The organism is Streptacidiphilus sp. EB129 (assembly GCF_041262645.1).
Taxonomy (GTDB): domain Bacteria; phylum Actinomycetota; class Actinomycetes; order Streptomycetales; family Streptomycetaceae; genus Streptacidiphilus.
In genome coordinates, this window is record NZ_JBGCCS010000003.1 from 110693 (window position 1) to 137684 (window position 26992).

Sequence of the window (26992 nt, forward strand, 5' to 3'; positions counted from 1 at the left end):
GCGGGTGCGGCGGTACCCCCGCCCTCCGCCCGTGCCCCTTCCCGATCGAGGTCCTCCACCGTGTCCAGCAGCTCTCCCGTCGTCGGTGTCCTCGCCCTGCAGGGCGATGTGCGCGAGCACCTGGTGGCCCTGGCCGAGGCCGACGCGCTCGCCCGTCCGGTCCGCCGGCCGGAGGAGCTCGCCGAGGTCGACGCCCTGGTGATCCCCGGCGGCGAGTCCACCACCATGTCCAAGCTGGCGCTGCTCTTCGGTGTGATGGAGCCGCTGCGGGCCCGGGTGGCGGCCGGGATGCCGGTCTACGGCACCTGCGCCGGCATGATCATGCTGGCCGACAAGATCCTCGACGGCCGCGACGACCAGGAGACGGTCGGCGGCATCGACATGGTGGTGCGCCGCAACGCCTTCGGCCGGCAGAACGAGTCCTTCGAGCTCGGCGTCCACTTCGCGGGCCTGCCCGACGAGTCCCGCCCGGTGCACGGCGTCTTCATCCGCGCCCCCTGGGTCGAGTCCACCGGCACCGGCGTCGAGGTCCTCGCCTCGCTGCGCACCGAGGCCGGGGTGGACCACCCGGTGGCGGTCCGTCAGGGCAACCTGCTGGCCACCTCCTTCCACCCGGAGCTGACCGGCGACCACCGCGTGCACGCCTACTTCGTCGACCTGGTGCGCGCCGCGGGGAACTGAGCCCTCGGCCCCGGTCGGCCCGGCGCCGGACCTTCCGCACCCAACGGCTGGCGCCGCGTCAGTGAATCCCCGTTCAACGGCGGGAGGACGGGGCCAAGGTAGGATCTCGCATGTTCATCTTCCCGGTGTTGCGTTAAGGAGCTACTCGATGTCCGGCCACTCCAAGTGGGCTACCACCAAGCACAAGAAGGCCGCCATCGACGCGAAGCGCGGCAAGCTCTTCGCGAAGATGATCAAGAACATCGAGGTGGCGGCCCGCACCGGCGGCGGCGACCCGGCCGGCAATCCGACGCTCTACGACGCCATCCAGAAGGCGAAGAAGAGCTCGGTGCCGATCGACAACATCAACCGCGCGGTCAAGCGCGGCTCCGGCGCCGAGGCCGGCGGCGCGGACTACAGCACCATCATGTACGAGGGCTACGGCCCCAACGGTGTCGCGGTGCTGATCGAGTGCCTCACCGACAACCGCAACCGTGCCGCCTCCGACGTCCGGGTCGCGATGACCCGCAACGGCGGCTCGATGGCCGACCCGGGCTCGGTCTCCTACATGTTCACCCGTAAGGGCGTCATCGTGGTGCCCAAGGGTGACAAGCTGGACGAGGACACCGTGCTGGACGCGGTCCTCGACGCCGGCGCCGAGGAGGTCAACGACCTCGGTGACACCTTCGAGGTGATCAGCGAGGCCACCGACATGGTGCCGGTGCGCACCGCGCTGCAGGCCGCCGGGATCGACTACGACTCCGCCGACGCCAGCTTCGTGCCCAGCGTCCAGGTCGAGCTGGACGTCGACGGCGCCCGCAAGATCTTCAAGCTGATCGACGCGCTGGAGGACAGCGACGACGTGCAGAACGTCTTCGCCAACTTCGACCTCAGCCCGGAGACCGCCGCCGCGCTCGACGAGGACGAGTAGTCCCGGGTCTGACGGTACGTCGCCGCCCGGCGCCCGCTGCGGGTGCCGGGCGGCGGCATGTCCGGGGCCGGGTTGTCCGACCCGACCGATAGCCTCACCGCAGAACCACTTGTTCGAGAACGTCGAGAGAGAGGCTGCGGCGCGTGCGCGTACTGGGGGTGGACCCGGGCCTGACCAGGTGCGGCGTCGGCGTGGTCGACGGCGCGCCGGGCCGCCCGCTGCGCATGGTCGCCTGCGGAGTGGTCCGCACCCCGGCCGACCTCGACGTGGCCCGGCGGCTGCTGCGCATCGAAGAGGGCCTTGAGCTCTGGTTCGACCAGCACCAGCCCGAACTCGTCGCCGTCGAACGGGTCTTCGCGCAGCACAACGTCCGCACCGTGATGGGCACGGCCCAGGCCAGCGCGGTCGCCATGCTCTGCGCCACCCGCCGCGGAATACCCGTCACCCTGCACACCCCCAGCGAGGTCAAGGCGGCCGTCACCGGCAGCGGCCGCGCCGACAAGGACCAGGTCGGCGCGATGGTCACCCGGCTGCTGCGGCTGGACGCGCCGCCCAAGCCCGCCGACGCGGCCGACGCCCTGGCCCTCGCCATCTGCCACATCTGGCGCGGCACGGCCGCCGACCGGATCGCCGCCGCCGTGGCCCTGGCCCCCGGAGCGTCCAGCGCCGGAGCCCCCCGAACCGGAGCCCCCCGAACGAGTCCCGCCCGCAAGGAGTACCGCAGGTGATCGCCTTCGTCAGCGGCCCCGTCGCCGCAGTCAGCCCCGGCTCCGCCGTGATCGAGGTCGGCGGCGTGGGCATGCTCGTCCAGTGCGCCCCCGGCACGCTGGCCACGCTCAGGGTCGGCGAGCCGGCCCGGCTGGCCACCTCGCTGGTGGTCCGCGAGGACTCGCTCACGCTCTACGGCTTCGCCGACGACGACGAGCGGCAGACCTTCGAGCTGCTGCAGACCGCCAGCGGCGTCGGCCCGAAGGTCGCCCAGGCCATGCTGGCCGTGCACAGTCCCGAGGCGCTGCGCGTCGCCGTCCAGCGCGGCGACGCCAAGGCGCTGACCGCCGTCCCCGGCATCGGCCCCAAGGGCGCGCAGAAGCTGCTGATCGAGCTCAAGGACCGGCTCGGCGCGCCCACCGGCGCCGTGCCGGCCCAGCACAAGGCCGTCGCCGCGGGTCCCGCGCCCTGGCCCGAACAGCTGCACGCCGCCCTGGTCGGCCTGGGCTTCGCCCCGCGCGAGGCCGACGACGCCGTCACCGCGGTAACCCCCGAGGCCGAGGCCCAGGCCAGGCCCGACATCTCCGCCCTGCTGCGCAGCGCCCTGCGCACCCGTAACCGCGCCCGCTGAGGAATCATCCACCCATGAGCACCCATGACGAGTCCTCCTCCCCGGTCGCCTCCACCGCCGACGGGGAGGACCGGGCCGTCGAGGCCGCGCTGCGCCCGAAGGACCTGGAGGAGTTCATCGGCCAGGAGCGGGTGCGCGAGCAGCTGTCCCTGGTGCTGCAGGCCGCCCGGCACCGCGCGGCCACCCCGGACCACGTGCTGCTCAGCGGCCCGCCCGGACTGGGGAAGACCACCCTGTCGATGATCATCGCGGCGGAGCTGAACGCGCCGATCCGGATCACCTCGGGACCGGCGATCCAGCACGCCGGCGACCTGGCCGCGATCCTGTCCTCGCTGACCGAGGGCGAGGTGCTCTTCCTCGACGAGATCCACCGGATGTCCCGGCCCGCCGAGGAGATGCTCTACATGGCGATGGAGGACTTCCGGGTCGACGTCATCGTCGGCAAGGGCCCGGGCGCGACCGCGATCCCGCTGGAGCTGCCGCCGTTCACCCTGGTCGGCGCCACTACCAGGGCCGGCCTGCTGCCGCCGCCGTTGCGGGACCGCTTCGGGTTCACCGGGCACATGGAGTTCTACGCCCCGGCCGAGCTGGAACGGGTGATCCACCGCTCGGCCCGGCTGCTGGACGTGCGGATAGACACGGCCGGAGCCGCCGAGATCGCCGGGCGCTCGCGCGGCACCCCGCGCATCGCCAACCGGCTGCTGCGCCGGGTCCGCGACTACGCCCAGGTCCGGCACGACGGGGTGGTCACCCAGGAGATCGCCGAGGCCGCGCTGGCGGTGTACGAGGTGGACGCGCGCGGCCTGGACCGGCTGGACCGGGCCGTGCTGCACGCCCTGCTCAAGCTGTTCGGCGGTGGTCCGGTCGGCCTGTCCACGCTGGCGGTCGCGGTGGGGGAGGAGAGCGAGACGGTCGAGGAGGTCGCCGAGCCGTTCCTGGTCCGCGAAGGCCTGCTGGCCCGTACCCCCAGGGGCCGGATCGCCACCGCCGCGGCCTGGCAGCACCTGGGCCTCACCCCGCCGCAGCTGCCGCCGCACGCCTCCCTGCCGATACAGCAGGAGCTCTTCGGCGGATCCGCGCAGAGCCCGGCCGCGCCGGCCGCCGAATGACCGATGTGCGCGTCCTCACGCACGGGACTCGCTATCAACGGAACCGGGATGCGATGCTTGACGTTGTCCGACCAGGGCGCGTCCCCTAGACTCCGCCCGCCGCCCCTCTCACCGGGTGGACCACCACCGAGATGACCGGCCGCTTCCCTTGCGGCCTCGCAAAGGACCCTGTCAGTCGTGAATCCCACTTTCCTCGTCATCATCATCGTGATGTTCGGTGCCATGTACGCGATGACCCGCTCTGCCAAGAAGAAGCAGCAGCAGGCCGTCGAGATGCGCAACAAGATGGAGCCCGGCTCCGGTATCCGCACCATCGGTGGCATGTACGCCCTGGTGAAGTCGGTCGAAGAGGAGACCGTCGAGCTTGAGGTCGCCCCCGGCGTGCACGCGATCTACGCGAAGAACGCGATCGCGGTGGTCATGGACGGCGCCGAGTACAACCGCATCGTGCATGGCGACACCCCGGACGAGGCCGACGACGTCGAGGACGAGTCGGACACCGACGCGGTGGTGGCGGAGACCGTCGAGCTGGACAAGAAGGGCGTCGACGAGACCGAGCCGGCCCAGGCCGACTCGGACGTGTCCGACCTGAAGCCGGCCGACGCCGCGAGTGTCGGGACCCAGACCGACGCAGACAAGGGCGTAACCGCCAAGTAGCCTGCCCCTTACGGCAGCGCCTGGAGCCACCAGCTCCGGGACGGCCCCAACGACCGCTGCGTCGTGGCCGCGCCATCCCCTGTCCGTCGAAACCCTCGACGGTGGTGGCGCGACCCACCCACGGCATGGACAGAGAGAATCGAGAAGGTGGCATCACCCAAATCCCGTCCGCGTGACGGATACCCGGGGCGTGCGTTGAGCCTGATCCTGGCGGTCGCGGTGGCCCTGGTGGCCATCATGTTCGCCACCGGGAACACCAAACCCCGCCTCGGCATCGACCTCGCCGGTGGTACCAGCGTCACGCTCAAGGCGGTCGCCCCCAAGGGCGACCCGGGCGCGGTCAACTCGACCAGCATGAACGAGGCCGTCTCGATCCTGCAGCAGCGGGTCAACGGCCTCGGCGTGTCCGAGGCGACGGTGCAGACCCAGGGCAGCGACACCATCGTGGTGACGATCCCCAAGGGCACCGACTCGACGACGATCGCCAGCGAGATCGGCAAGACCGCGAAGCTCTACTTCCGTCCGGTCCTCGCCGAGGCTCCCTCCGGTGTCGCGGTCAGCCCCTCTCCCTCCTCCTCGGGGTCCTCCTCGGCCAGCCCCAAGCCGTCCACCTCGGCGACCGGCACGGCCAAGCCCCAGGCCGCGGCTCCGTCCGGCGGTGCCTCGGCACTGCCGTCCGCGAGCAAGACGCAGGGTGACGCGGTCACCAAGGACCTCACCGCCGCCACCGCCTCGCCCGGTACGGCGAAGCCGGCCGCCAGTGCCTCGGGCAAGCCGGTCGCGGCCACGCCCAGCACCGCGGCCGCCGCTCCGCCGACCACCTCGCTCACCACGGGCACGGTGCCGGCCGACCTCACCGCGCAGTTCAACGCCCTGGACTGCTCCAAGTCCGCGCAGCGGCTCAACTACCAGACCGCCGACGCCGCCGACACGGTCGCCTGCTCCTCCGACCCGGATCCGACCACCGGGGTGTACTACAAGTACGCGCTGGGCCCGGTCGCCGTCCCTGGGACGAACATCAGCAGCGCCTCGGCCGGCGTCAGCCAGCAGACCGGCGCCTGGCAGGTCAACCTGAGCTTCAACGGCGCGGGCAGCTCGCAGTTCACCAACGTGACCGGCCAGCTGGCGACCAAGACCACGCCGCAGAACCAGTTCGCGATCGTGCTGGACGGCCAGGTGCAGTCGGCCCCGTCGGTCGCGGCGGCCATCCCCGGCGGCCAGGCCCAGATCACCGGCAGCTTCGACCAGCAGAGCGCCGGCGCGCTCGCCAACGTGCTGAACTTCGGCGCGCTGCCGCTGACCTTCCAGCAGCAGGAGGTCGTGACGGTCTCGCCCGAGCTCGGCGGCAGCCAGCTCACCGCGGGTCTGGTCTCCGGCGCCATCGGCCTCGCCCTGGTGATCCTCTACTCGCTGCTGTACTACCGCGGCCTCGGCTTCGTGGCCATCGCGGGTCTGGCCGTGTCGGCACTGCTCACCTACTCGATCATGGCCCTGCTGGGCGCGACCATCGGCTTCGCGCTGAACCTGCCGGCGGTCTGCGGCGCCATCGTAGCCATCGGTATCACCGCCGACTCGTTCGTCGTCTACTTCGAACGGATCCGCGACGAACTGCGCACCGGCGCCTCGCTGCGTCCGGCCGTGCAGCGTGCGTGGCCGAAGGCCCGGCGCACCATCCTGGTCGCCGACTTCGTCTCCTTCCTGGCCGCAGCGGTGCTGTTCTTCTTCACCGTGAGCAAGGTGCAGGGCTTCGCGTTCACGCTGGGTCTCACCACCCTGCTCGACGTGGTCGTGATCTTCCTGTTCACCAAGCCGCTGATCACGCTGCTGGCGCGGCGCAAGTTCTTCGCGAACGGTCACCCCATGTCCGGGCTCGACCCCAAGAGCCTGGGTGTCCACCCGCCCATCCGCGGCGGACGTCGCCCCGCCGCCCCCAAGGAGGCCTGACCAGATGTCTCGCTTCGGCAACATCGGCCACCGGCTCCACACCGGTGAGCTCAGCGTCGACTTCGTCGGCCGCCGGAAGCTGTGGGTGGCGATCTCCGGCATCATCCTGCTCGCCGCCGTCCTCGGCCTGGGCATCCGCGGCCTGAACCTCGGCATCGAGTTCAAGGGCGGTGACATCTACACGATCACCAAGCCCGGACTCACCGTCAGCCAGGCTCAGGACGCCGCCAACAAGGTCACCGGCGACACCTCGTCCCAGGTCCAGACGGCCACCAGCAGCGCCGGCCGGCAGATCACCATCCAGATCAACTCCTCGGAGAACGTCCCGGCCGCCAAGGGCACCGTCGAGCTGGCCGCCAACCTGGGGATCCCGCCGAACCAGATCCAGAACCAGATCAGCACCCAGTCGATCGGCGCCAGCTGGGGCAAGGACATCAGCCAGAAGGCCCTGTACGGCCTGATCGCCTTCATGGTGCTGGTGACCCTGTACCTGGCCATCGCCTTCGAGTGGCGGCTCGCCGTCGCCGCCCTGGTCGCGCTGATCCACGACCTGCTGATCACCATCGGGGTCTACGCCCTGCTGGGCTTCACGGTGACCTCCGGAACGGTGATCGGCTTCCTGACCGTCCTCGGTTACTCGCTGTACGACACCGTCGTCGTCTTCGACGGTCTCAAGGACGCCACCAAGAAGCTCACCAGCCAGACCCGGATCACCTACAGCGAGGCCGCCAACCGCTCGCTGAACGGCACCCTGGTCCGGTCGATCAACACCACCGTGCTGGCACTGCTCCCGGTGGCGGCACTGCTGTTCATCGGCGGCGGCCTGCTCGGCGCGGGCACGCTGAACGACATCTCGCTGGCGCTCTTCGTCGGCCTGAGCGCCGGTGCGTACTCCTCGATCTGCGTGGCCACCCCGCTGGTGGCCTGGCTCAAGGAGAAGCAGCCGGAGTACCAGGCGCTGACCAGGAAGGTCATGCAGCGCCGCGCCGCGGACGCCAAGGCCCAGGCCGAGGGCCGCACGGTGCCGTCCGACCGTGACAGCCAGGACGCCGACAACCAGGACGCCGACGGCGATCCGCGCGACGACCTGCCCGTGGGCAGTGGCACGGGTGCGATCCGGCGTCAGCCGACCAACCGCAGCCGCAGCGACCGCCGCTCGACCGGCAAGCGCAAGTAGGGGGAGACCGCAGATGAGCACCGACGACCTGGCCGTACGGCTGGCCGCCCTGATCCGCGACGTCCCGGACTACCCCAAGCCCGGTGTGGTCTTCAAGGACATCGCCCCGATGCTGGCGGACGGTCCGGGCTTCGCCGCCCTGGTCGACCACATCGCGGCGCGGGCCCGGGTGCTCGGCGCGACCAAGGTCGTCGGGCTCGAGGCGCGCGGCTTCATCCTGGCCGCCCCGGCGGCCTACGCCGCCGGGGCCGGGTTCGTCCCGGTGCGCAAGGAGGGCAAGCTCCCCGGGGCCTGCCTCAGCCAGGCCTACGACCTGGAGTACGGCTCGGCGGTGATAGAGGTCCAGTGCGACGCCTTCGTCCCCGGTGAGCGGGTCCTGGTCGTCGACGACGTGCTGGCCACCGGCGGCACCGTCGAGGCCTCGCTGGACCTGGTCCGGCGGGCCGGGGCCGAGCTGGCCGGGGTGCTCGTGCTGATGGAGCTGGGCTTCCTCGGCGGACGCGAGCGGCTGGCGCCGCACCTGGGGGACGCTCCGCTGGAAGCGGTCATCCAGGTCTAGGCACACCTCAGGCACAACAGGGGCGCGAGGCTCTGCTTGATCAACTGCGCGCGCTGCCCACCATGCACCTCCGTAGAGGGCTGGTCGCGCAGTTCCTCGCGCCCCTGTTGTGCTACCTCACCTGCCTCATGCAACGACCTGCGGCGCCTCTCGGTACCATGAGTAATCGCCGCACATGAAAACGGCCGGCGACTCCCGCTCTAGGAGTGCACTTGCCCGAAGAGGTCGTGCCCACCGCTGCCACCGCGCAGGACGGCGCCCCCGCCGCAGACCAGGCGCAGGGGCCGCGCCCCGGCACGCCCAAACCGGCACCCCCCGCTTCGGCCCCGGCCGCCGCTCCTGCCGCCGCCCAGGCACCTGCCACGCGGGCCTCCGCGCCCGCCGCTCCCTCGACGCCGGCAGCGCCACCGCGCCCGGCGACCTCGTCCGCGCTGCGGCCCTCCTCGGCCTCGCCCAGCCGGGTGCGGGCCCGGCTGGCCCGTCTGGGCGGGCAGCGCACCAACGCGGTGAACCCGGTCCTGGAGCCGCTGTTCCGGATCGTCCGCAGCAACGACCCCAAGGCCGACCTGGTCACCCTGGAGCGGGCCTACCAGGTCGCGGAGCGCTGGCACCGGGGCCAGAAGCGCAAGAGCGGCGACCCGTACATCACCCATCCGCTCGCGGTCGCGACCATCCTGTCCGAGCTGGGCATGGACACCCCGACGCTGATGGCGGGGCTGCTGCACGACACCGTCGAGGACACCGACTACGGCCTGGAGACGCTGCGCCGCGACTTCGGCGACACCGTGGCGATGCTGGTCGACGGCGTCACCAAGCTGGACAAGGTCAAGTTCGGCGAGGCCGCGCAGGCGGAGACGGTCCGCAAGATGGTCGTGGCCATGGCCAAGGACCCGCGCGTCCTGGTCATCAAGCTGGCCGACCGGCTGCACAACATGCGCACGATGCGCTATCTCAAGCGGGAGAAGCAGGAGAAGAAGGCCCGCGAGACGCTGGAGATCTACGCCCCGTTGGCGCACCGGCTGGGCATGAACACCATCAAGTGGGAGCTGGAGGACCTCGCCTTCGCGATCCTCTATCCCAAGATGTACGACGAGATCGTCCGTCTGGTCGCCGAGCGCGCCCCCAAGCGCGACGAGTACCTGAGCACGGTCACCGACCAGGTCGTCAACGACTTCCGGGCCGCCAGGATCAAGGCCACCGTCACCGGGCGCCCGAAGCACTACTACAGCGTCTACCAGAAGATGATCGTGCGCGGCCGCGACTTCGCCGAGATCTACGACCTGGTGGGCATCCGGGTCCTGGTCGACTCCGTCCGCGACTGCTACGCGGCGCTGGGCACCATCCACGCGCGGTGGAACCCGGTGCCGGGGCGGTTCAAGGACTACATCGCCATGCCCAAGTTCAACATGTACCAGTCGCTGCACACCACGGTCATCGGCCCCGGCGGCAAGCCGGTCGAGCTGCAGATCCGCACCTTCGATATGCACCGCCGCGCCGAGTACGGCATCGCCGCGCACTGGAAGTACAAGCAGCAGGCCGTGGCCGGCACCTCCAAGGTCCGCACCGACACCCCCACCGGCAAGGGCGCCAAGGCCGACACCGTCAACGAGATGGCCTGGCTGCGGCAGCTGCTGGACTGGCAGAAGGAGACCGAGGACCCGAGCGAGTTCCTGGAGTCGCTGCGGTTCGACCTCTCCAACAACGAGGTCTTCGTCTTCACGCCCAAGGGCGACGTGATAGCGCTTCCGGCCGGGGCAACCCCGGTGGACTTCGCCTACGCCGTCCACACCGAAGTCGGCCACCGGACTATAGGCGCCCGCGTCAACGGCCGGCTGGTGCCGCTGGAGAGCACCCTGGACAACGGCGACCTGGTGGAGGTCTTCACCTCCAAGGCCGCCAACGCGGCGCCCTCGCGGGACTGGCTCGGCTTCGTCAAGTCGCCGCGGGCCCGCAACAAGATCCGCGCCTGGTTCTCCAAGGAGCGCCGCGAGGAGGCGATCGAGCAGGGCAAGGAGGCCATCACCCGGGCCATGCGCAAGCAGGGCCTGCCGCTGCAGCGGATCCTCACCGGTGACTCCCTGGTCACCTTGGCGCACGAGATGCGCTACCCGGACATCTCCTCGCTCTACGCCGCGATCGGCGAGGGCCATGTCTCCGCGCAGACCATCGTGCAGAAGCTGGTCCAGGCCCTGGGCGGGGAGGAGGGCGCCACCGAGGACATCGCCGAGACCACCACCCCGACCACCGGCGGCGGCCGTCGCAACCGGCGCACCGCGGCCGACCCGGGCGTCGTGGTCAAGGGCGTGGCGGACGTCTGGGTCAAGCTCTCACGCTGCTGTACGCCGGTCCCCGGCGACCCCATCGTCGGCTTCATCACCCGCGGCAACGGCGTCTCGGTGCACCGCGCCGACTGCGTCAACGTGGACTCGCTGGCGCAGCAGCAGGAGCGCATGGTCGAGGTCGAGTGGGCGCCGACGCAGTCGTCGGTGTTCCTGGTCGCCATCCAGGTCGAGGCCCTGGACCGGTCCCGGCTGCTCTCGGACGTCACCCGGGTGCTCTCCGACCAGCACGTCAACATCCTGTCGGCGGCGGTGCAGACGTCCCGCGACCGGGTGGCGATGAGCCGCTTCACCTTCGAGATGGGCGACCCCAAGCACCTCGGCCACGTCCTGAAGGCGGTCCGCGGCGTAGAGGGCGTCTACGACGTCTACCGAGTGACGTCCGCGCGCCAGCGGTAGCTCAAGGCAGACGAGAAACAACAACAGGGGCGCGGGGAACTGCGCGACCAACCATCTACGATCTGCATGGTTGGCAGCACAGTTCCCCGCGCCCCTGAAAAGTGCGGGGTCAGCCGCCGAACTCCTGGAGCCCCTTCAGGGCCTGGTCCAGCAGCTCGCGGCGCCCCGCCAGCTCCGCTTCGAGCTTGGCGACGCGACCGTTGTCGCCCTTGGCGCGGGCGGCCTCGATCTGCTTCTCCAGCTTGTCGACCGCGGCCTGCAGCAGCCCCGTCATGCCCTGCGCGCGGGCGCGCGCCTCGGGGTTGCTGCGCTGCCACTCGGCCTCCTCGGCCTCGCGGATCGCGCGTTCCACCGTGTGCAGCCGGGCCTCCAGCTTCGGCCGGGCGTCGCGCGGCACGTGGCCGATCTCCTCCCAGCGCTCGCTGACCGACCGCAGCGCGGCCTTGGCGACCTTGAGGTCGTCGATCGGAAGCAGCGCCTCCGCCTCGACCACCAGGGCCTCCTTGAGCGTCTGGTTCTCCCGCTCACCGGCGTCACGCTCGTCGAACACCGACGAACGGGCCTGGAAGAAGACGTCCTGCGCGCCCCGGAACCGGGTCCACAGCTCGTCCTCGGCCTCGCGCTGGGCGCGTCCGGCCGCCTTCCACTCCGTCATCAGCTCGCGGTAGCGGGCCGCCGTGGCGCCCCAGTCGGTCGAGCCGGAGAGCGACTCGGCCTCCTTGGCCAGCTTCTCCTTGTGCTGCCTGGCCTCGTCGCGCTGCTGGTCCAGCGTCGCGAAGTGCGCCTTGCGGCGCTTGGAGAACGCCGAACGGGCATGCGAGAAGCGGTGCCACAGCTCGTCGTCGGACTTGCGGTCCAGCCGGGGCAGGCCCTTCCAGATGTCCACCAGGGCCCGCAGCCGGTCGCCGGCCTCGCGCCACTGGGTGGACTCCGCCAGCTGCTCGGACTCCGCGACCAGCGCCTCCTTGGCGACCTTCGCCTCGTCCTGGGCCTTGGCCCGGGCCGCCCGGCGCTCCTCGCGGCGGCTCTCCACCTCGGCGACCAGGGTGTCCAGACGCTTGGCCAGCGCGTCCAGGTCACCCACCGCGTGGCCTTCGGCGACCTGCGCGCGCAGGTGCTCGATCGCGGTCATGGCGTCCTTCGCGGCCAGGTCGGTGGTGCGGACCCGGCGCTCCAGCAGGCCGATCTCGACCGCGATGCCCTCGTACTTCCGGGTGAAGTAGGCAAGCGCCTCGTCGGGCGACCCTGCCTGCCACGAGCCGACGACGCGTTCGCCCTCGGCCGTCCGCACGTAGACGGTCCCCTCGTCGTCGACACGGCCCCACGGGTCGCTGGTCACAGCGCCTCCTCCATATGGTGGTCCCTCGTCCGTCCGGACAGGGCCACCGTCCACAGTTCGTTGTCCGGGCGGTCCGTCACATCGCCGCCGGGTTCAGGCACCCTACAAGACGCCAACATAGGCGACCGGCACTGGTGCTGTCCGTATCCCGGCGGCGAAAACTGTCCCGCGTGCCGTCACCCGGGCCGGTCCGCGACGTGGCGGACCGGCCCGGGCGGCGGGCTAGCCCTTGGCGGCGGTGACCGTGTTCATCACGACGCTCTGCAGCGGGGCGCCGTCCCCGGTGCCGTTGGCGTTGTCGGTGCCGGCGGCGGCGACCTTCTGCAGGATGTCCATGCCGCCGGTGATGGTGCCGAACGGCGTGTAGTTAGCGGGCAGCTGGCTGTCCTTGTAGACCAGGAAGAACTGGCTGCCGTTGGTGTTGGCGCCCGAGTTGGCCATGGCCACGGTGCCGGCCGGGTAGGTGCCGCCCTTGATGCTGGGGTCGGTCAGGTTCTCGTCCTTGAAGCTGTAGCCGGGGCCGCCGGAGCCGGTGCCGGTCGGGTCGCCGCACTGCAGCACCGACAGCCCGCCGGTGGTGAGCCGGTGGCACTTCACATGGTCGAAGAAGTGCTGGCCGGCCAGGTACACGAAGGAGTTGACGGTGTGCGGCGCCTTGGCCGGGTCCAGCTTCAGGGTGATGTCGCCGCAGTTGGTGGCGATCGTCGCGGTGTAGGTCGTGGTGGTGTCCACGGTCATCGCCGGCTCGGTCTTCCACTGCTGGGTGGTGGGCGCGCCGGGGGCGGCCGCGGAGCAGCCGGCCACGTGCACCGCCGCCGCCTTGGCGGTGGTGCTCGCGCTCGCCGAGGGGGTCGCCGCGGCGGACGCGGTGGTGGCCTTCTTGCTGCTGGAGGAAGTCAGCGCCCAGGCGCCGCCGGCGACGGCGACGAGGCCGACCACCACCGCGCCGACCACCGCGGTGCGCTTGCGCGCCCGGACCACCGCATCGGCCCGTCGCTGCTGCTGCCGCTGCAGTTTCAGCCGCTCCAGTTCCCGGCGCCGCCGCTCCTTGTCCTTCGGGAGGGGCTTGCTCGGCCTGTCATTGGGTGCCACCGACTGTTCACTCCTTCATGTCCGCCACACCTCGCCGGTGGGGAACTGCCTACCCGTCGGCCGCTCAGTGTAGGGAGAGAATCTGTAGGACGGGTGTCAACGTATCCTGATCGAGTCCCGGAACTACTGGTTCGCAAACGCCCCCGCGCCGCCGGTAGGCTGCGTGCAGACTTCCACCCTGACGTGCAAAGGACCGATGTGTTCATCGCCGGATTCCCCGCGGGGGCCTGGGGCACCAACTGCTACCTGGTCGCCCCCGCCGCCGGCGAGGAGTGTGTCATCGTCGACCCCGGCCACCAGGCGGCCGCCGGCGTCGAGGACGCGGTGCGCGAGCACGGGCTCAAGCCGGTCGCCGTGGTCCTCACCCACGGCCACATCGACCACGTCGCCTCGGTCATGCCGATCTGCGGCGCGCGCGGGATCCCCGCCTGGATCCACCCCGAGGACCGCTACATGCTGGCCGACCCGGAGAAGGCCCTGGGCCGCTCGCTGGGCGCGCAGCTGATGGGCGAACTGGAGCTGGGCGAGCCGGACGACGTCCGGATACTGGCCGACCGCACCGTCCTCGACCTGGCCGGTCTGCGGCTGACCGTCGACCACGCCCCGGGCCATACCGGGGGGTCGGTGACGTTCAGGACCCCCGCCGCACCGGACCTTCCCCCGGTGCTGTTCTCGGGAGACCTGCTCTTCGCCGGCTCGGTAGGACGTTCCGACCTCCCCGGAGGCGATCACGACGCCCTCCTGAAGTCGCTGGCCCGCGTGTGCCTGCCGCTCCAGGACGAGACCGTGGTGCTGTCCGGACACGGCCCCCAGACCACCATCGGCCGCGAGCGCGCCACCAACCCGTACCTGCTGCAGGTCGCGGGCGCGACAGCCGAGCCCGGCGCAGCGCGTCGGGGACTCTGATTCGAGACGAGACGTGAGCAGTTCTTTCCAGGCACCCAAGGGCACGTACGACATCCTTCCGGCCGACGCGCCGACCGTGCTGGCGATCCGCGAGGCCTTCGCCGCGCCGCTGCGCCGCGCCGGCTACGGCTACATCGAGACGCCCGTCTTCGAGGACGTCAAGCTCTTCTCGCGCGGTGTCGGTGAGTCCACCGACATCGTCAGCAAGGAGATGTTCACCCTCACCAAGCGCAGCGACGAGGATCTCGCGATGCGCCCCGAGGCCACCGCTTCGGTTCTCCGGGCCGCGCTGCAGGCTAATCTGCACCGGATCGGCAACCTCCCGGTCAAGCTGTGGTACTCGGGCTCCCAGTACCGCTACGAAAAGCCGCAGAAGGGCCGCTACCGGCAGTTCTGGCAGGTCGGCGCCGAGGCGATCGGCGCCGAGGACCCGGCCCTGGACGCCGAGCTGATCATCCTCGCCGACGACGCCTTCCGCTCGCTGGGCCTGCGGAACTTCCGGCTGCTGCTCAACAGCCTCGGCGACAAGCAGTGCCGCCCGGTCTACCGGGCCGCGCTGCAGGACTTCCTGCGCGGCCTGGACCTGGACGAGGACACCGTCCGGCGCGCCGAGATCAACCCGCTCCGGGTGCTGGACGACAAGCGCGAGTCGGTACAGGCCCAGCTGGTCGGCGCGCCGATGCTGCGGGACTACCTGTGCGAGGAGTGCAAGGCCTACCACGAGCAGGTCCGCGAGATCCTGACGGCCGCTCAGGTCCCCTTCGAGGACGACCCCAAGCTGGTCCGCGGCCTGGACTACTACACCCGTACGACCTTCGAGTTCGTGCACGACGGCCTGGGCTCGCAGTCCGCGGTCGGCGGCGGCGGGCGCTACGACGGGCTGTCCGAGATGATCGGCGGCCCCGCGCTGCCGTCCGTCGGCTGGGCCCTGGGCGTGGACCGCACCGTCCTCGCGCTGGAGGCCGAGGGCATTCAGCTGCCCACCCCCGGCAGCAGCGACGTCTTCGCCGTGCCGCTCGGCGAGCAGGCCAGGACCGTGCTCTTCGGCGCCGTCACCGAGCTGCGCCGGGCCGGCGTCCGGGCCGACTTCGCCTACGGCGGCAAGGGCCTCAAGGCAGCGATGAAGGCCGCCGACCGATCCGGCGCGCGGTTCGCACTGGTCGCCGGCGAGCGGGATCTCGCCGAAGGCGTCGTGCAGCTCAAGGACCTCAGCACCGGTGACCAGACCGCGGTCGCCCTGGACGCTCTCGTCAGCACCCTCAAGGAGAAGCTCAAGTGATCCGCAGCCACGAAGCCGGCACGCTCCGCCCGGAGCACGCCGGCACCAGCGTGACCCTCGCCGGCTGGGTCGCCCGCCGCCGTGACCACGGCGGGGTCGCCTTCATCGATCTGCGCGACGCCTCCGGCACCGTCCAGATCGTGGTGCGCGACCTGGAGGCGGTCTCCGAGCTGCGCTCCGAGTGGTGCGTCAAGGTCGTCGGCGACGTCCGGGTCCGCCCCGAGGGCAACGCCAACACCGAGATCCCCACCGGTGAGATCGAGGTCGTGGTTCACGAGCTGACCGTGCTCTCCGAGGCGGCCGCGCTGCCGTTCCAGGTCGCCGAGTACGAGCCCGGCTCGGTCAACGAGGAGGTCCGGCTCCGGTACCGCTACCTCGACCTGCGCCGCGAGGGCCCGGCGAAGGCGCTGCGGCTGCGCTCGCGGGCCACCCACATCATCCGCACGGTGATGGAGGAGAACGGCTTCCTCGACATCGAGACCCCGTACCTCACCCGGTCCACCCCCGAGGGGGCCCGCGACTTCCTGGTCCCGGTCCGGCTCCAGCCCGGCCACTGGTACGCGCTGCCGCAGTCCCCGCAGCTGTTCAAGCAGCTGCTGATGGTCGCCGGCATGGAGCGCTACTACCAGATCGCCCGCTGCTTCCGGGACGAGGACTTCCGCGCGGACCGCCAGCCGGAGTTCACCCAGCTCGACGTCGAGGCCTCGTTCGTCGACCAGGAGGACATCCTGGCGCTGGGCGAGAAGCTGGTCGCCCGGATCTGGAGCGAGGTGCACGGCTACGAGGTGCCCACCCCGCTGCCGCGCCTCACCTACGCCGACGCGATGGCCCGCTACGGTTCCGACAAGCCGGACATCCGCTTCGACAACGAGCTGACCGACCTGACCGAGTACTTCGCCGGCACCGAGTTCCGGGTGTTCCAGGCCGCGTACGTCGGCGCGGTGGTCATGCCCGGCGGCGCCTCGCAGCCGCGCAAGCAGCTGGACGCCTGGCAGGACTGGGCCAAGGCGCGCGGCGCCCGCGGCCTGGCGTACGTCCTGGTGGACGCGGAGACCGGCGAGCTGCGCGGCCCGGTCGCCAAGAACCTCTCCGCCGAGCACCTGGCCGGCCTGGCCGAGGCGGCCGGCGCCAAGCCGGGCGACGCGGTGTTCTTCGCGGCCGGCCGGAAGACCGACTCGCAGGAGCTGCTGGGCGCGGCCCGGCTGGAGATCGGCCGCCGCTGCGAGCTGATCGACGAGTCCCGCTGGGCCTTCCTCTGGGTCGTCGACTTCCCGATGTTCGAGCACCTGTGGGACGACAAGGGCGAGCACATCGGCTGGCACGCCGTGCACCACCCGTTCACCGCCCCCACCGCCGAGTCGATGGACACCTTCGACAAGGACCCGGGCAACGCCCTCTCCAACGCCTACGACCTGGTGCTCAACGGCTCCGAGATCGGCGGCGGCTCGATCCGTATCCACCAGAAGGACGTGCAGAAGCGGGCGTTCGACGCGATCGGGCTCTCCGAGGAGGAGGCCCAGTCGCAGTTCGGCTTCCTGCTGAACGCCTTCGACTTCGGCCCGCCCCCGCACGGCGGCATCGCCCTGGGCCTGGACCGGCTGGTGGCGCTGCTGGGCGGCTACGACACGATCCGCGACGTGATGGCCTTCCCGAAGACCTCCACCGGCGGGGACCCGCTGACCGGGGCGCCGACCCCGATCACCGCGCAGCAGCGCAAGGAGGCAGGCGTGGACGCCACGCCCAAGGAGCAGCAGGCTGACGCCTGACGTATGCCAAGGGGGCGCGGGGCTCTGCTTGATCAACTGCGCGCGCTGCCAGGCCTCTACGGAGGTGCATGGTTGGCAGCGCAGTTCCCCGCGCCCCTCTTGTGCTGCCGCAGTACCTCAGCTGATCCGTGCGAGATATCCCTGATCGACCAGCCAGAGGACGTTCAGGCGGGACGGTGCGCCGGACACGAGGCTGCCGTCCAGCTGGTACTGCCAGCCGTGGCCGGGCTGGCCGAACCAGGGGGCGATCGGGCCGGCGTCCACCGTGAACGGCTTCAGCACCCGGTAGTCGTGGTAGTTGCAGCTCGCGGCCGGGGTGCTGTCCAGGCTGGACGGCGGGATGGACCTCGCGGCGTAGGGCAGGCCCTCGGGGGCGAGGAACGAGCCGTACTCGCTGCCGTAGCGGTCGATGTCCGCTCCGGGGAACAGCGTCTGGGTGATCTCCTCGGGCTGTCCGTTCCGGATCACATAGCCGTTGTCCGGCGGGTAGATCCACCCGGGCGAGCCGGAGTTCGCGGTCGGACTGTAGTACTGCGCCAGCAGCTGGGCGTCGGTGAGGTCACCGGAGCGGTGGTAGCCGAGCAGTTCGACGCCCGCCCGGCCGAACAGCGGCAGCTGGTCGGGGCCGAGCCGGGAGTCGTTGTCGTGGAAGGCCGCCGAGCACTGGTCCAGCGGGATGGACGTGGCCGCTGCCGCGCTTCCCGCGCTGAGCGCCGTGCCGGTCAGCAGGGCGGCGGTCGCGATGAGCGCTGCGATGGTCCGTCGGATGTGCATGGTCCCCCTTGGTCGGGTTGGTCACCGTACGTGTGCGTACGGTGACCATCCAAGGGGTGCTGGCCGTGCGCAGTCAAGACCTCATCGGGGTGAAGGGATCATGGCGTCGGGCTCGCGCTCGGCGCTCGGCTCCGGCTCCCCGGCCGGCCGCGCCAACTGTGTGCTCTCGTCGAACGGCAGGCCGCCACCCAGCACCAGGGCCAGCCGCCGGTGGTCGAGCTCCCCGGTCCAGTGGCCGATCAGGACGGTGGCCACGGCGTTGCCGGCGAAGTTGGTCAGGGCGCGGGCCTCGGACATGAAGCGGTCGATGCCCACGATCAGGCCGACGCCGTCGACCAGGGCCGGCTGGTGCGACTGCAGGCCGCCGGCCAGGGTGGCCAGGCCCGCGCCGGTGACGCCGGCGGCACCCTTGGAGGCGATCACCATGAACAGCAGCAGCGAGATCTGCTCGCCCAGTGACAACGGCTTGTCCATCGCCTCGGCGACGAAGATGGACGCCATGGTCAGGTAGATGGCCGTGCCGTCGAGGTTGAAGCTGTAGCCCGCAGGGACGGTGATGCCCACCACCGGGCGGCTCACGCCGAGGTGCTCCATCTTGGCGATGAGCCGGGGCAGGGCGCTCTCCGAGGAGGAGGTCGAGAGGATCAGCAGGAACTCCCGGCCGAGGTAGCGCAGCAGCGCGAGGACGTTGACCCCGGCGACCAGTCGCAGCAGCCCGCCGAGCACCAGCAGCACGAAGATCGCGCAGGTCAGGTAGAAGCCGAACATGATCACGGCAAGGCTCTTCAGTGCGGCCACCCCGGTCGCGCCGACCACTGCCGCCATCGCGCCGAAGGCACCGAGCGGGGCCACCCACATGATCATCGACATCACCTTGAACATCAGCCGCTGCACATGGCCGAGTCCGCGCAGCACCGGCACGCCAGCCGGGCCCAGCGACTGCAGCGCGAAGCCCACCAGCAGCGCGACCAGCAGTGTCTGCAGGACCTGACCGCCGGTCAGGGCGGAGACCAGGGTGGTCGGGATGATGCCGAGCAGGAAGTCCGCGGTGCCCTGCGTCGCGCCGGCGACCGCCTGCGCATGGCCGGACTTGGCGAGGGCCGCGGTCAGATGCAGTCCACTGCCGGGGGTCAGCAGATTGCCGACGAGCAGTCCCAGCGCCAGCGCCACGGTGGACATGACCAGGAAGTACCCCAACGCCAGCCCGCCGACCTTGCCGACCTTGGCGGCCTTGGTCACCGAGCCGATGCCCAGCACGATCGTGGTGAAGATGATCGGACTGATCATCATCTTGATCAGATTGACGAAACCGGTGCCGATCGGCTTCATCTGCACGGCGAACGAGGGTGCGGTCAGGCCGACCACGATGCCGGCGACCACTGCCGCGATCACCATCAGATAGAGCACATGTGTACGACCAGCCGGGCGTCTGCCCATGGCCGGTGCGGTTGCCTCGGTGGTCATGCTGCGGCTCCTTCGCCGGTCGGACTCCCGTCCCCAGGTGTGGTGGGCCGGTTCGACGACTATCGGCGCGGAGGTGGTGTGCGTCACGTTTGCGTTCATACTGTTCACGCCGTGCGGGTTCGCAGACCGCGCGCCAGCGGGCACACTGTCCCGCATGTCGCGCATGTCCAGACCGCAGCGTCAGCCGCCGCGCCGGGCCCGCAGCCTGGCCGGGCAGCTGTTCGCCGTCCAGGTGCTGATCGTGGCGCTGGTCGTGGTCGCGGGCGCGGTGCTGGCGTACTGGCTCACCGACGAACGTACCCAGCAGTCCGCCGCGCGCCAGGTCACCGCGACCGCCCGCGCGGTCGCGGACTCCCCGACCGTGCGCGCCGCGGTCACCCTGCCCGACCCCAGCACCGTCCTCCAGCCCTACGCCCAGCAGGTGGGCGTGGACGCCGGGGTGGACTTCGTCACCATCATGAACACCGACGGCATCCGCTGGACCCACCCCGACCCGGCCGAGATCGGAAAGCCCTTCCTCGGGCACATTGCGGCCGCGCTGGCCGGGCACACCTTCACCGAGACCTACACCGGTACCCTCGGCCCCTCGCTGCGCGTGGTCACCCCGGTGCTGGACGCCCACGGCAGGGTCGTCGCCCTGGTCAGCGTCGGCCTGAAGCTGCAGTCCATCACCGGCCAACTGCGCGCGCCGGTCACCGCGCTGGTCCTGGTCGCCGGCGCCGCGCTGCTGCTGGGTGCGCTCGGCAGCTGGCTCGCCAACCGCCGCCTGCGCCGCCACACCCACGGGATGGGCGCGGCCGAGCTCAGCCACCTGTACGAGTACCACCAGGCCACGCTGCACTCGGTGCGGGAGGGCCTGGTGCTGCTCGACCGTGCCGGCACGGTGGTGCTGTGCAACGACGCCGCCCGCGAGCTGCTCGGGCTGACCGGCGAGGTCGACGGCCGTCCGCTTGCCGGCCTGGGACTGCCGCAGCCACTGTGCGAGGCGGTCACCGGTCCCGAGCCGCTGCGGGACGAGGTGCGGCTGACCGCGGAGCGGGTGGTCGTTGTCAACACCTCCGCCATCGGCAGCGGCGCCGGCCTCGGCACCGTGGTCACGCTGCGGGACCACACCGAGCTGCAGGCGCTGTCCGGCGAACTGGACTCGGTCCGGGGATTCGCCGAGGCCCTCGGTGCCCAGGCGCACGAAGCCGCCAACCGGCTGCACGCGGTCGTCTCGCTGATCGAACTGGGCCGTCACCGTCAGGCGGTCGACTTCGCCACCGCCGAACTGGAACTCGCCCAGCAGCTCACCGACCGGGTCGTCGGCGCCGTCGGCGAACCGGTGCTGGCCGCACTGCTGCTCGGCAAGGCCGCGCAGGCCGCCGAGCGGGGTGTGGAACTGACCGTGACCGAGGACAGCCTGATCGACGACTCCCTGGCCGGCGCGGTCGGCGCCCGCGACCTGGTCACCCTGCTGGGCAACCTGATCGACAACGCCATGGACGCCGCCATCGAGGGAGCGGCCGAGCACCCCGGCCCGCCCGAGGTCACCGTCACCGCCCGCAACGACGGCGGCGAGTTGCTGCTCCGCGTCGCCGACACCGGTCGCGGGATAGACCCGGACGCGGTCCGCCAGGTCTTCCGGCGCGGCTGGTCCACCAAGCAGCCGGGCCGCGGTCTCGGCCTGGCGCTGGTCGCGCAGACCGCGCGCCGCAACGGCGGCAGCGTCGAGGTCGACAGCCGGGCCGGTGCCGGCGCGGTGCTGACGGTCCACATCCCGCTGCAGCGCGGCCCGTCGCAGCCCAGCCCGGTGCGGCGCGGCGCGGTGCAGAGCGGCGCCTCGCCGCGCCCCGTGGGGGAGGCGGCGGGATGATCGACGTCCTGGTGGTCGAGGACGACCCCGTCGCGGCCGACGCGCACGCCCTCTACGTCGAGCGCGCCCCCGGTTTCCGCTGCGTCGGCACTGCCCGCAGCGCGGCCGAGGCGCTGCGCTTCCTTGAGCGGCGCCGGACCGAGGGTGCCCCGGTCGCGCTGCTGCTGCTCGACCTCTACCTCCCCGACGGCCACGGTCTGGAGCTGTGCCGCCGACTGCGCGCGGCCGGGCACGGCGCCGACATCATCGCCGTCACCTCGGCCAGGGACCTGGCGACGGTCCGGCAGGCGGTCTCGGCCGGGGTGGTCCAGTACCTGCTCAAGCCCTTCGCGGCCGCGTCGCTGCGCGGTCGGCTGGACCGCTACGCCCGCTACCGGGCCTCGCTGTCCCGCGACGGTGAGGCGGTGGGGCAGGACGAGGTGGACCGGGCCTTCGCCGAGCTGCGCACCGCGGACACCAGCACCCTGCCCAAGGGCCTGACCACCGCCACCCTGGAGTCCGTCGCCGCCGTGCTGAGAGAGGCCACCGGCGGCCTGGCCGCCGCCGCGGTCGGGACTGCCGCCGGAGTGTCCCGGATCACCGCCCGGCGCTATCTGGAGTACCTGGTCGAGACCGGGCGAGCGGTCCGGGAGCCCCAGTACGGCCAGGTCGGCCGTCCCGAGCTGTGCTACCGCCGGACCTGAGGCGGCGGTAGCAGCCGGGGGACGGGCCCGGCTCCGGACGCCGCTGCCGTAGGGTCGGGGCGTGGAACCGGACCTCTTCACCACCGCCGCCGACGAACGCCTGGCCACCGAGCCCGGCCGGGCCCCGCTGGCCGTACGGATGCGCCCGCGCACCCTGGACGAGGTGGCCGGCCAGCGGCGGCTGCTGGGGGAGGGGTCGCCGCTGCGGCGGCTGGTGGCCGGGGCCGCCGGGCCCGCCGCGACCTCGTCGGTGATCCTCTACGGGCCGCCCGGGACCGGGAAGACCACCCTCGCGTATGTGATCAGCCAGGCCACCGAGAAGCGCTTCGTGGAGCTCTCCGCGATCACCGCCGGGGTCAAGGAGGTCCGCGCGGTGATCGAGTCCGCGCGGCGCGAGGTGGGCATGTCCGGGCGGGAGACCACGCTGTTCCTGGACGAGATCCACCGCTTCTCCAAGGCCCAGCAGGACAGCCTGCTGCCGGCGGTCGAGAACCGCTGGGTGACGCTGATCGCCGCGACCACCGAGAACCCGTACTTCTCGGTGATCTCCCCGCTGCTGTCCCGCTCGCTGCTGCTCACGCTGGAGTCGCTGACCGAGGACGACATCCGGGGCCTGCTGCACCGGGCGGTGGCCGACGAGCGCGGCCTGGGCGCGGCGCTGACGCTGGCGCCGGACGCCGAGGACCATCTGGTCCGGATCGCCGGCGGCGACGCCCGCAAGGCGCTGACCGCGCTGGAGGCGGCGGCCGGGACCACGCTGGCGCTGGCCGGGCCGGAGATCCGGCTGGCGGACGTGGAACAGGCCGTCGACAAGGCGGCGGTGCGCTACGACCGGGACGGCGACCAGCACTACGACGTGGCCAGCGCGCTGATCAAGTCGATCCGGGGTAGCGACGTCGACGCGGCGCTGCACTACCTGGCGCGGATGATCGAGGCGGGGGAGGACCCCCGGTTCATCGCGCGCCGGCTGATGATCTCGGCGAGCGAGGACATCGGCCTGGCCGACCCCAACGCGCTGCCGATCGCGGTGGCCGCCGCCCAGGCGGTGGCGATGATCGGCTTCCCCGAGGCGGCGCTGACCCTCTCCCACGCCGTGATCGCGCTGGCCCTGGCGCCCAAGTCCAACGCCGCGACCACGGCCATCGGCGCCGCTCTCGCCGACGTCCGCAAGGGCCTGGCCGGGCCGGTGCCGCCGCATCTGCGGGACGGTCACTACGCGGGGGCGAAGAAGCTGGGCCACGCGCAGGGCTACGTCTATCCGCACGACCTGCCCGACGGCGTCGCCGCGCAGCAGTACGCCCCCGACGCGGTGCACGGCCGGCGCTACTACGAGCCCACCCGGCACGGCGCGGAGGCCCGCTACGCCGACATCGCCGAGTGGGTGCGCGGCAAGCTCGGCGGTCAGTAGCACCCGGTAGTCAGTAGCACCCGGTAGTCAGGGGCGCGGATCTGGTGGTCGGTGGCACCGGGAGCGGTCCGTTAGACTGTCCCGAGCGAGATGTCCCGTGCCCAGGCGCAAGCCTGGCATCACCAGCGGGGCGTCATACAGGGAGCCGCACCCGCGAGGGAACGGTTCCAGGAGCGTCGCGCACCCTTCGGGTGTCGCGTGCAGCCCACCACCTTGACGGCGGTGGGCCGTTCGTGTGCTGCACATTGTGCCCGGTACCGGAGAGCGGCTGATTACCCTGCCTCGCGGCAGGGTGGTTTCCCCGGACCGCGAGAGGCGACCTCCTTCAACAGTGGTGAGCCATTCACAAGTGAGATGAGGTTTGGTTCATGGCGAACCAGAAGCGTCCCAAGGTCAAGATTGCCCGTGCCCTGGGTATTCCGCTGACCCCGAAGTCCGTCAAGTACTTCGAGGCCCGCCCGTACCCGCCCGGCCAGCACGGCCGTGGCCGCAAGCAGAACTCGGACTACAAGGTCCGTCTGGTCGAGAAGCAGCGTCTGCGCGCTCAGTACGACCTGAGCGAGACCCAGATGGCCCGCGCGTTCGACCGTGCTCGCAAGGTCGAGGGCAAGACCGGTGAGGCGCTGATCTCCGAGCTGGAGACCCGTCTGGACTCCCTGGTGCTGCGTTCGGGCATCGCCCGGACCATCTACCAGGCCCGCCAGATGGTCGTCCACGGCCACATCGAGGTCAACGGCAGCAAGGTCAACCGCCCCTCGTTCCAGCTCAAGCCTGGCTTCGTGGTGACGGTCCGCGACCGCTCCAAGGAGAAGACCCCCTTCCAGGTCGCCCGTGAGGGTGGCAACGCGGGTGAGGGTCAGACCCCGAAGTACCTCGAGGTCAACCTGAAGGCCCTGGCCTTCCGTCTGGACCGCGCGCCGCAGCGCCGCGAGGTTCCGGTCATCTGCGACGAGCAGCTCGTCGTCGAGTACTACTCGCGCTGACCCGCGACAGTCCTCCACCGCGCCCCCCGCAGCCGAAAGGCCGCGGGGGGCGCGGTGCGTTGCGGCGTGGCTGCCGCGGGGCACGCGGCGTCCGCCTGCCCGGCGGGGGTGCCCGTGCCGTCGGAGGTCAGGCGTCGGCCGGGGCCGGGGCGCGCGGGGTGCTGGGTACCGGCAGCAGGGGCCCGGGCGGGCCGTCGGTGCCGCGGCCGGAGGCCGGGTCGGCTCCGTGCAGGGCCCGCGCCACCGCCGCGTCCAGGTCCAGCGCCGAACCCGAGCGGAACGATTCGGCAGCCTCCTCCTCGCCCAGCCCCGCCAGCACCCGCAGCTCGCACTCCGCATGCGCCGCGTTGAAGCTGCGCGAGCCGAACAGCGGGATGCCGACGTCCTGCCAGATGGAGTGCGCCGCACCCTGCAGCAGCCGGGCCTCGCGCAGGTCGCCGGGGGCGCCCTCGTCGCCCGGCTCGGTCGCCAGCAGCGCCAGCACCTCGATCCCCAGCACCACGCCCACCAGGTCGCGGAAGACGTGGTTCAGCCGCACGCACTCGCGGGCGTGCGCCCGGGCGGCCCGGATGTCGCCGCCGAGCCAGGACGAGTAGGCCACCGCGAACAGCCCGTACGCGTAGGCCCACTGCTCGCCGAACTCCTCGCAGACGTCGCGGACCTTCGCCATCCACCGCTCGCCGTCGCCGGTGTCGCCCTGGAAGATCATGGCGAGGCCCAGCTCGAACATCGCCATCACCACGTTGCTGTTCAGCTCGCCCAGCTTGTCGTAGTGCCACAGCGCCTCCTCGAACAGCTCGGTGGCGCGCGGAAGGTCGTCCCCCATCAGCGCGGCGCAGCCCTGCCGGTGCACCGCGTAGGCCAGCGCGCGGTCGTCCCCGGTCTCCAGCGCCTGGCGGCGGCACTCCTCCAACAGCGGTGCCGCGCACCGTAGGTCGCCCTGCAGGGTGGCCGTGTAACCGGTGACCCAGAGCGCCTTGGCCCGGGCCTCGGTCGGCTCGGGGGACAGTGCCAGCGCCCGGTCCAGCCAGTGCCGGCCCTCGTTGAGGTGCCCGCAGCCGACCCAGAAGTACCACAGCGTCCCGGCCAGCAGCAGTGCGGTCTGCTCCTCGCCGGGCTCGCCGAGGCAGAACTCCAGGGCGGCCCGCAGATTGGGGTGAGCCCGGTGGGTGCGGTCGCTGGTCTGCGCCTGACGCGGGCTGAACCACTCCAGCTCGCCCCAGCTGGCCAGCCCCAGGTACCAGTCGCGGTGCCGGCGGCGCATCAGGTGCTCGGTGCCGCTCTCGGCCAGCCACCGCGCCCCGTAGGCGCGCAGGGTGTCCAACTGCCGGTAACGGTCCTGCTCGCGCAGCACGATGGACTTGGCAACCAGCTCCGACAGCAGCTCCAGCACCTCGTCGGCGGCCAGGCCGTCGCTGGAGCACACGTACTCGGCCGCCTCCAGGTCGAAGCCGCCGGCGAAGACCGAGATCCGGGCCCAGAGCAGCCGCTCGGCCGGGGTGCACAGCTCGTGGCTCCAGCCGATGGCGGTGCGCAGCGTCTGGTGCCGGGGCAGCGAGGTGCGCGAGCCGCCGGTGAGGATGCGGAACCGGTCGTCGAGCCGCTCGCCGATCTGCTGCAGGGACAGCACGTGCAGCCGCCCGGCGGCCAGCTCCAGCGCCAGCGGGATGCCGTCGAGCCGGCGGCAGAGCGAGCGCACCGCCTCCCGGTTCCGGTCGGTGATCCGGAAGTCCGGGTCGACGGCGGCCGCCCGCTGGGCGAAGAGCTCGACCGCCTCCGCCTCGGGGGTGTCCACCGCCAGCGGCGCCACCCGCAGCAGGTGTTCGCCGGACACGCCCAGCGGCTGTCTGCTGGTGGCCAGGATCCGCAGCCGCGGCGCGGCGGCGAGCAGTCGGGCCGCGAGCCGGGAGCAGCCGTCCACCAGGTGCTCGCAGCCGTCCAGGACCAGCAGCAGGTCGCGGTCGCGCAGGTGGTCGACCAGGACCTCGGCGGCCGGCCGGGCGGTGCCGTCGGTCAGCTGCAGCGACTGGGCCACCGCGTGGCCCAGCAGGCCCGGGTCGGTGACCAGGGAGCACTCGACCACCCAGGCTCCGCCGGGGGTTCCCGGGGCGGCCGCCGCGGCGGCGCGCAGCGCCAGCCGGCTCTTGCCGACCCCGCCGGGGCCGATCACGGTGACCATCCGGGCACGGGTCAACAACCGGGCCACCACCGTGAGTTCGGGGCCACGGCCGACGAAGCCGGTGGTCTCCGCCGGGAGGTTGCCGGTGCCGCTGCTGTCCAACGCGTTCCCCTTCGGGAGTCTCATGGTTTCCTGATGGGGCGCCTGGTG

General features: G+C 71.6%; 22 protein-coding genes. 17 read left to right on the top strand and 5 right to left on the bottom strand.

Features of this window, described 5'->3' with window-relative positions:
- Positions 1–60: 60 nt before the first annotated feature.
- From pdxT to ABH925_RS04770, 10 genes are all read left to right on the top strand, one after another.
- Positions 61–681 carry a pyridoxal 5'-phosphate synthase glutaminase subunit PdxT gene (pdxT, locus tag ABH925_RS04725; RefSeq protein WP_370145543.1) on the top strand — a complete coding sequence of 207 codons (621 nt, stop codon included), beginning with the start codon at positions 61–63 and terminating at the stop codon, positions 679–681.
- A gap of 148 nt (positions 682–829) precedes the next feature.
- Positions 830–1591: a YebC/PmpR family DNA-binding transcriptional regulator gene (locus tag ABH925_RS04730; protein ID WP_370145544.1), complete on the top strand. Its 762-nt coding sequence runs from the start codon at positions 830–832 to the stop codon at positions 1589–1591.
- Between the two features lie 143 nt (positions 1592–1734).
- Positions 1735–2319 (top strand): crossover junction endodeoxyribonuclease RuvC, encoded by a 585-nt coding sequence (ruvC, locus tag ABH925_RS04735; RefSeq protein ID WP_370145545.1) that lies wholly within the window; start codon positions 1735–1737, stop codon positions 2317–2319.
- Positions 2316–2930 (top strand): Holliday junction branch migration protein RuvA, encoded by a 615-nt coding sequence (gene ruvA, locus ABH925_RS04740; RefSeq protein WP_370145546.1) that lies wholly within the window; start codon positions 2316–2318, stop codon positions 2928–2930. The genes ruvC and ruvA overlap by 4 nt, the downstream gene beginning before the upstream one ends.
- A gap of 14 nt (positions 2931–2944) precedes the next feature.
- Entirely contained in the window at positions 2945–4039 is a 1095-nt protein-coding gene (gene ruvB / locus ABH925_RS04745) for a Holliday junction branch migration DNA helicase RuvB (RefSeq protein ID WP_370145547.1), read from the top strand.
- Between the two features lie 177 nt (positions 4040–4216).
- Positions 4217–4696: a preprotein translocase subunit YajC gene (yajC, locus tag ABH925_RS04750; RefSeq protein ID WP_370145549.1), complete on the top strand. Its 480-nt coding sequence runs from the start codon at positions 4217–4219 to the stop codon at positions 4694–4696.
- Positions 4697–4843: 147 nt separating this feature from the next.
- Positions 4844–6640, top strand: coding sequence for a protein translocase subunit SecD (gene secD / locus ABH925_RS04755; protein WP_370145550.1), 1797 nt, complete (start codon positions 4844–4846; stop codon positions 6638–6640).
- A gap of 4 nt (positions 6641–6644) precedes the next feature.
- Positions 6645–7817, top strand: coding sequence for a protein translocase subunit SecF (secF, locus tag ABH925_RS04760; protein WP_370145551.1), 1173 nt, complete (start codon positions 6645–6647; stop codon positions 7815–7817).
- Positions 7818–7830: 13 nt separating this feature from the next.
- Positions 7831–8376 (top strand): adenine phosphoribosyltransferase, encoded by a 546-nt coding sequence (locus tag ABH925_RS04765; protein WP_370145552.1) that lies wholly within the window; start codon positions 7831–7833, stop codon positions 8374–8376.
- Positions 8377–8588: 212 nt separating this feature from the next.
- Positions 8589–11114 carry a bifunctional (p)ppGpp synthetase/guanosine-3',5'-bis(diphosphate) 3'-pyrophosphohydrolase gene (locus tag ABH925_RS04770; RefSeq protein ID WP_370145553.1) on the top strand — a complete coding sequence of 842 codons (2526 nt, stop codon included), beginning with the start codon at positions 8589–8591 and terminating at the stop codon, positions 11112–11114.
- Positions 11115–11223: 109 nt separating this feature from the next.
- Here the strand turns inward: ABH925_RS04770 and ABH925_RS04775 are convergent, their stop codons facing one another.
- Both ABH925_RS04775 and ABH925_RS04780 read right to left on the bottom strand, forming a co-directional pair.
- A complete protein-coding gene (locus ABH925_RS04775; RefSeq protein WP_370145554.1) occupies positions 11224–12453 on the bottom strand; it encodes a DUF349 domain-containing protein in 1230 nt (409 codons plus the stop codon).
- 222 nt (positions 12454–12675) lie between these two features.
- Positions 12676–13545 carry a peptidylprolyl isomerase gene (locus tag ABH925_RS04780; RefSeq protein WP_370145555.1) on the bottom strand — a complete coding sequence of 290 codons (870 nt, stop codon included), beginning with the start codon at positions 13543–13545 and terminating at the stop codon, positions 12676–12678.
- Between the two features lie 198 nt (positions 13546–13743).
- Here ABH925_RS04780 and ABH925_RS04785 point away from each other — a divergent pair, with 198 nt between their 5' ends.
- Genes ABH925_RS04785 through aspS form a run of 3 tightly spaced genes read left to right on the top strand, consistent with a single transcriptional unit; the run spans position 13744 to position 17496 of the window.
- A complete protein-coding gene (locus ABH925_RS04785) occupies positions 13744–14451 on the top strand; it encodes an MBL fold metallo-hydrolase (RefSeq protein WP_370145556.1) in 708 nt (235 codons plus the stop codon).
- Positions 14452–14464: 13 nt separating this feature from the next.
- A complete protein-coding gene (gene hisS / locus ABH925_RS04790; RefSeq protein WP_370145557.1) occupies positions 14465–15730 on the top strand; it encodes a histidine--tRNA ligase in 1266 nt (421 codons plus the stop codon).
- Positions 15727–17496, top strand: coding sequence for an aspartate--tRNA ligase (aspS, locus tag ABH925_RS04795; RefSeq protein WP_370145558.1), 1770 nt, complete (start codon positions 15727–15729; stop codon positions 17494–17496). The genes hisS and aspS overlap by 4 nt, the downstream gene beginning before the upstream one ends.
- A gap of 117 nt (positions 17497–17613) precedes the next feature.
- Here the strand turns inward: aspS and ABH925_RS04800 are convergent, their stop codons facing one another.
- Entirely contained in the window at positions 17614–18270 is a 657-nt protein-coding gene (locus ABH925_RS04800; RefSeq protein ID WP_370145559.1) for a TNT domain-containing protein, read from the bottom strand.
- Positions 18271–18351: 81 nt separating this feature from the next.
- The gene (locus ABH925_RS04805; protein ID WP_370145561.1) at positions 18352–19734 is read right to left on the bottom strand and encodes a cation:dicarboxylate symporter family transporter; all 1383 of its coding nucleotides are present in this window, start codon (positions 19732–19734) and stop codon (positions 18352–18354) included.
- 163 nt (positions 19735–19897) lie between these two features.
- Here ABH925_RS04805 and ABH925_RS04810 point away from each other — a divergent pair, with 163 nt between their 5' ends.
- The 4 genes from ABH925_RS04810 to rpsD all read left to right on the top strand — a co-directional run bounded on the left by ABH925_RS04810 (position 19898) and on the right by rpsD (position 24663).
- On the top strand, positions 19898–21589 hold the full coding sequence (locus ABH925_RS04810) for an ATP-binding protein (RefSeq protein ID WP_370145974.1): 1692 nt from the start codon (positions 19898–19900) through the stop codon (positions 21587–21589).
- The gene (locus ABH925_RS04815; protein ID WP_370145562.1) at positions 21586–22272 is read left to right on the top strand and encodes a response regulator; all 687 of its coding nucleotides are present in this window, start codon (positions 21586–21588) and stop codon (positions 22270–22272) included. Before ABH925_RS04810 ends, ABH925_RS04815 begins: the two co-directional genes overlap by 4 nt.
- Positions 22273–22333: 61 nt before the next feature.
- Complete coding sequence (locus tag ABH925_RS04820; RefSeq protein ID WP_370145563.1) at positions 22334–23680, top strand: replication-associated recombination protein A; 1347 nt, start codon at positions 22334–22336, stop codon at positions 23678–23680.
- Positions 23681–24048: 368 nt separating this feature from the next.
- Positions 24049–24663: a 30S ribosomal protein S4 gene (rpsD, locus tag ABH925_RS04825; protein ID WP_034091232.1), complete on the top strand. Its 615-nt coding sequence runs from the start codon at positions 24049–24051 to the stop codon at positions 24661–24663.
- A gap of 127 nt (positions 24664–24790) precedes the next feature.
- Here the strand turns inward: rpsD and ABH925_RS04830 are convergent, their stop codons facing one another.
- Positions 24791–26968 (bottom strand): regulator, encoded by a 2178-nt coding sequence (locus ABH925_RS04830; RefSeq protein WP_370145564.1) that lies wholly within the window; start codon positions 26966–26968, stop codon positions 24791–24793.
- Positions 26969–26992 lie beyond the last annotated feature (24 nt).

Excerpts from the sequence above, each read along its gene's own strand:
- rpsD (WP_034091232.1), top strand. The coding sequence starts at position 24,049 with ATGGCGAACCAGAAGCGTCCCAAGGTCAAGATTGCCCGTGCCCTGGGT.
- ABH925_RS04830 (WP_370145564.1), bottom strand. The coding sequence starts at position 26,968 with ATGAGACTCCCGAAGGGGAACGCGTTGGACAGCAGCGGCACCGGCAAC.
- ABH925_RS04730 (WP_370145544.1), top strand. The coding sequence starts at position 830 with ATGTCCGGCCACTCCAAGTGGGCTACCACCAAGCACAAGAAGGCCGCC.
- ABH925_RS04765 (WP_370145552.1), top strand. The coding sequence starts at position 7,831 with ATGAGCACCGACGACCTGGCCGTACGGCTGGCCGCCCTGATCCGCGAC.
- ABH925_RS04805 (WP_370145561.1), bottom strand. The coding sequence starts at position 19,734 with ATGACCACCGAGGCAACCGCACCGGCCATGGGCAGACGCCCGGCTGGT.
- ABH925_RS04800 (WP_370145559.1), bottom strand. The coding sequence starts at position 18,270 with ATGCACATCCGACGGACCATCGCAGCGCTCATCGCGACCGCCGCCCTG.
- ABH925_RS04810 (WP_370145974.1), top strand. The coding sequence starts at position 19,898 with ATGTCCAGACCGCAGCGTCAGCCGCCGCGCCGGGCCCGCAGCCTGGCC.
- secF (WP_370145551.1), top strand. The coding sequence starts at position 6,645 with ATGTCTCGCTTCGGCAACATCGGCCACCGGCTCCACACCGGTGAGCTC.
- ruvB (WP_370145547.1), top strand. The coding sequence starts at position 2,945 with ATGAGCACCCATGACGAGTCCTCCTCCCCGGTCGCCTCCACCGCCGAC.
- ABH925_RS04815 (WP_370145562.1), top strand. The coding sequence starts at position 21,586 with ATGATCGACGTCCTGGTGGTCGAGGACGACCCCGTCGCGGCCGACGCG.